General features: G+C 32.6%; 2 protein-coding genes, 1 tRNA gene and 2 pseudogenes. 2 read left to right on the top strand and 3 right to left on the bottom strand.

Going from position 1 to position 5,157, the window contains the following annotated elements:
- The 3 genes and pseudogenes from F596_RS11255 to F596_RS0110475 form a co-directional block, all read right to left on the bottom strand.
- Positions 1-195: pseudogene (locus F596_RS11255) on the bottom strand (ISAon1 family transposase N-terminal region protein); the annotation flags it as partial.
- A gap of 156 nt (positions 196-351) precedes the next feature.
- Positions 352-424: transfer RNA gene (locus F596_RS0110480), tRNA-Met, on the bottom strand.
- A gap of 165 nt (positions 425-589) precedes the next feature.
- Complete coding sequence (locus F596_RS0110475) at positions 590-835, bottom strand: hypothetical protein (protein WP_008448252.1); 246 nt, start codon at positions 833-835, stop codon at positions 590-592.
- Between the two features lie 296 nt (positions 836-1,131).
- Between F596_RS0110475 and F596_RS11250 the strand changes: the two are divergent.
- Positions 1,132-2,063, top strand: a pseudogene (locus F596_RS11250) (IS30 family transposase).
- 374 nt (positions 2,064-2,437) lie between these two features.
- Complete coding sequence (locus tag F596_RS0110465) at positions 2,438-4,639, top strand: outer membrane beta-barrel protein (protein WP_019036914.1); 2,202 nt, start codon at positions 2,438-2,440, stop codon at positions 4,637-4,639.
- The last annotated feature ends 518 nt before the right edge of the window (positions 4,640-5,157 follow it).

Here is a 5,157-nt window from a genome sequence, read left to right as displayed (position 1 = left end):
AAAGTCCTGAATAACACGCTCGCTGGTAAAACCATAACTGCTTACAGTGCCTAACTTATGGTCTGACTTTTCCATAAAGTTACGCTCGTCAAGCCAAAAGTCAATCTGCGAAACACTCTCTTGAATATCGACAACATCAAAGTAGTCGGCAAGTACATCTGGAAAGATGCAACGTAATAATTGGTGATTCTTCATGATGCAAAGATAACAAATACTTATGAAATTATGTGCCTGAGAGGAGAGGGCTTGCAACTGGGTTTTAGGACTGACCCCCTATATCTGCATCATATAAGAATATATGTAAAAAAAAGATGCTTAAAAAGTATATGATTAACTTTTAAGCATCTATTGTTGCGGAGGCAAGACTCGAACATGCGACCTCCAGGTTATGAGCCTGGCGAGCTACCAACTGCTCCACTCCGCGGTATAAAAACGACTAAAACAGATATAAATTCTGTTTCTTATTAGTGGGTGCAAAGGTAATAATAATTATGGGAAATGCAAAAGTAAACTGAAATATAATTATAAATTTAACAATAAAACACTATTTAAAACATTTTTACATATTGCTACTTGCTATCGAATATATTTATAACATTTTTTCTAAGTCTTCTATAGCTCTTTTAATATCTACTGCAAAAGTTGAATGATTAAGTAGAAAATCATTATTTCCATGTGATAAAAGTTTATAAAGATCAGTGTTCATACATTCCACAAATGAATTAATAGCCAATTCTATATCATCTTTTTGCTGTAAGCTATTTGAAAATTTATATACTCTATACTTCTGATGAAAGAAGCTATAAGCCTGTTCTATACTATCTTTTGTAATCATTTTTGTTTTTCTTATTTGTATTATATTTAATGTGTACTATCACCATGAATATGCAAAGATAATTATCTTTTAAATTACTAAGTTATGATTATTCAAAAAAATGCAGTATTTGCAGAAATTATATCTATTCATAGAGTCAACCAGTAAGTGCAAAATTACAAAACGTATTTGAAGAATTCGCGTTTTGGTGTAGAAAAGTTTAATTTTTCTCTCGGCGAGAAAAAAAACAACCAGCAATACAAATAAAAAAAAAGGAGACCGCTGTCTCCCAAAGATTAACTAACTTTGTATTGTAAATGTATCATCAATTAATCTCGGAGCAAAGGTCGCAAATTTTCGCCTTACTTCAAAAGAAAACAGGGAGAAAAGAGATTGCCGCAATCGTCGGCATCAGTCAGTCAACACTATCACGTGAAATCAAACGCAACAGCACGCCATCGGGAAAGTATATCTGGACAAAGGCGCACGATATGGCTATGCAGCGCAGAAAGAGAACGGTAAAGAACGCCAGGATCTCCGATGAATTAGTCTGGAAGATTAAGGAATATATCACCAATGATCAGTGGTCTCCACGACAAATATCAGGTTATCTGCGCAAGAATGAGGGAATAAAGGTGTCCCACCAATCCATTTATAATATCATTCATAATTATACAACAGGGGAACTTGCCAAACACACAAGGCATAAGATGAAATACAGGCATCGTCCCAAGGTGTGGACATCTTCCAATTAAAGACAGGTTAAGTATCCATGAAAGAAGTAAGGAAGTTGACGGGAAGAGATTTTGAGATGGACTTAATCGTAGCCCCTGACCAACATGCCATACTCACACTGGTAGAGAAATCCACCAATATGCTGCTTATGCAGAAACTGCCATTTGGGAAGCAGTCAAAGTCTCTGGCAAAGGTAGTTAGGGAACTGCTGCTACCATACAAGGACATTCTGAAGACCATTACAACAGACAACGGACCTGAATTTGCAGCACATAAGGACATTACCAAGTTCTTAGGAGTGCCCGTATACTTCGCTGATCCATATTGTTCTTGGCAAAAAGGAACTATTGAGAATACAAATAAACTAATCAGACAATATATACCGAAAAAGGATTCGTTTGAACATTATACAGAAAAGAGAATTATGTCGATACAAAAGAAACTGAACGAAAGACCGAGAGAAAAATTAAACCTTTCTACATCTAAGTGCGAGTTCTTCAAACACGTTTTGTAATTTTGCACTTGCTGGTTGACTCTGCGACACTTAAACTGATTGTGCAAAGATAATATTTTCTGATGAAAACAGTGTGCTTTTACGGAAATAAATTGTAGGTACACCTTAAATTAGTCACATCTAATTCTATTGGAAATAATTTGTTCAAGTTTTAGTACTGTTATTATGCTATCAAAAAGACTCATAATTAATCATTTTACACTGTAAAGTGAGAAAAAAGAGAAAAGTGAAACTTTTTTAAAGAAAAACACTTCGAAAAATTTGATAAATTGAAATATTTTGCATAATATTGCACTTAGAGGTATAGAACAAACGTTATGGTATTATCATAATGCATCAATATATATTTTAATTGTAAAGGTAAATGTTCTAGTATGAAACAGAGTATTATCATATTTTTATTGACTTTTCTTTATCCCTTTAACACATTTGGACAAAGTCCTATGGATTCAACTTTGCTTCAGGTGTTTGACATTGATAGTATTACACCTATTATTAGAGCTACTGTCACTCTTTTTCCTAAAGAGGGTAAACCGTTGAGGTTTATAACAGACTCTATCGGAAATACCTACATTCCAAACGATGTCATTGCTCGAAGAATTCAAATCAGCTATTTCGGCGACGAATTGTTAGATAGTACCTTACACTGCTGGCAAAAACAAATTAAGTTTTATGTAAATTCTTATAAGGTTTTGGATGAAGTTAAAATAAATGGCTATCGTAAGATGGTAAAACATTCACTCATACAAGATGTTATTAAAATAAAAGATGTAGAAGTATTTAAGCATCAAAACTTAGGTGCGATATTGAATTTTATACCTGGTGCTCTATACAATGATGAAGAATTCTCTTACTTTAGGCATCCAATAGCAGGAATACGGTTGGGTACAACGGGAGTTCTTAAACCTGTAACAAAAGAGATTATAAATAATCTGCGTTCATTATTTACGGAGAATATTGATGAAATAAGATTAAAGAAACTTACTTTAGGGCACGGAATACAATATGAGCTAATTATTATATTAAATAAGGATAACAATTATTCTTTGACCCCCTCTCTTGAAGCTTATTCGGGAAAAAATGGGAATGTTATAGGTAATGTGTTTACACAGTTGAGTAAAAATAAATTCAATACGACATTGCTTATTACAGGAGAATTATTAAAAAAAATGAAAGGAGAATTCTCTATTTATGATTATGGAAACAAAAAAAACATTATAGATTTTGCTGATAAGGAGTGCGAAAAATATTTTTATGCTGACTATAGTGGGGAGCTTACATTCAATAAAGCACTTTCTGCTGGATTAAATCTTAATTATGGGATAGATAATACAAAGAAACGTAGAAATTCTGTGGAATTATTAGAAATTAAAGATATACTATATTATCCACAAAAGTTTAATGATTTTACAGGTAGTTTTTTCTTAAATAGCAATATGGGAAACCATACATTACATTGGGAGGCTTCCTATAATAGATCTATATCAGACATTACTGTCTCCATAGATAATATCCAATCACAGCACCTTAAAAATATAAGCATATCTCCAAATTCCTTTTTGGAATATACTTATACAAATAAATCTAAGAATTTTAGTGTAAATGGTAACATAGCTTATTCTTATCTAGAAATTAAAAATATGGATTCCAATGTAAACAACTCACAGAGTAAACATAAAGAACACACGTTCACTTCGGGAGTTTCCGTTTTTATGGAATATAGCCAATTTAGCGGAAATGCCGTACTACAAGTGGAACATAATAACAATAACCATTATAAAACAATGTCTTTTCTCCCTAAAATATCTTTGAGATATAGTGAGAAATCTATAGGAATAGATATCAATTATGAAAAAACGATTAATCGCCCATTAGCATGGATGCTGACAAACTATAAGACAATAGAAACTGGTAAAGTGTTGCAATCTGGCAATAATTTACTTACTCCATCCACAAAACATCAAGTGGACGCTAGTCTTACCTATTCAAACTTTGTATTTTGTCTTTCAAAGCAATGGGTAAACAATGTTACAGAGCTACAAGCAGATAATTATGACAAAAAAGGGAACCTTATAAAGAAATGGCAAAATATAGGGAAAATAGATAGTTGGGGGTTATCTGTTTATTATAACCTCAGGAAAAAACGTTATTATTTGAACCCTAGTATTAACTTAGAATTTGGACGTTTTTACAATGGCTATGATTGGAGAAATAATCATTTGTTAGTGGCAACAGTCCCATTTCAGTTAATGTTCGGTGATCACAAAATATCGTTGAATACTACATATATTGCTAAAAATAAGAGTAATCAAAGAATAATAAACGATATGTTCATAATGGATATTAATTATTCCTATTATATTCCACGAAGTAATATCACGTTATCACTTTTTGCGCGAGATATCTTTAACCAAAAATCTATAGAGACGTATAGTATAAACGACAAACAATACCAATCCTCTACCATTTTGTACAAGGATAAAAGGCAGTTTGGTATTTCAATTGTATATGAGTTTTCAAAAGGAAATACAAATTATATTAGCGGAGCAAGAAACAATCAAAATAGAAATAAATAACCTTAAGTAGGGGTTATTATGTATAACAATATAAAAATTAAATTTATAAAAAAAAGAAAAATTATGGACATTAAGACTTTTGAAAGTCTTAGTTGCAAAGAGCAAATTCATTTGAAAGGAATTGCTGGAGCTCCAAATTCATCTGACTCAGAATTGGCAAAATCAACTAGTAATGACAAATCCATAAATTCAGATACGTCCACTCACTCAGACACGTCTTCATGCAATGACAGTTCGACTCATCATGATTAAGGATTAAGTTATTTAGGAGCAGTTACTTTATTTTAATTATTACTGTCCGCTAAACTTTTGAGTAAGATACAAATTTAGGGCTGACACTTCTCACGAGGTATCAGCCCTTTTTGTTATCTTTGCTTTTGTTTCCCAACTCAGATAACATGGGCAAAAGTACACATTTTTTCGGACAGCCGGTATATGGTCAGTTGATAAAATCTCTCGACCATGACAAAATAGTTGAAATAAGCCGCCGAAACGGCGGTGAGCGGTATGTGAAAACC

This window comes from Prevotella amnii DSM 23384 = JCM 14753 (genome assembly GCF_000378745.1).
Lineage (GTDB): Bacteria > Bacteroidota > Bacteroidia > Bacteroidales > Bacteroidaceae > Prevotella > Prevotella amnii.
This window is presented reverse-complemented; position numbering and strand designations above follow the sequence as displayed.

What these genes read in the sequence shown, in the direction of transcription:
- F596_RS0110465 (WP_019036914.1), top strand. Translation starts at nt 2,438, where the DNA reads ATGAAACAGAGTATTATCATATTTTTATTGACTTTTCTTTATCCCTTT.
- F596_RS0110475 (WP_008448252.1), bottom strand. Translation starts at nt 835, where the DNA reads ATGATTACAAAAGATAGTATAGAACAGGCTTATAGCTTCTTTCATCAG.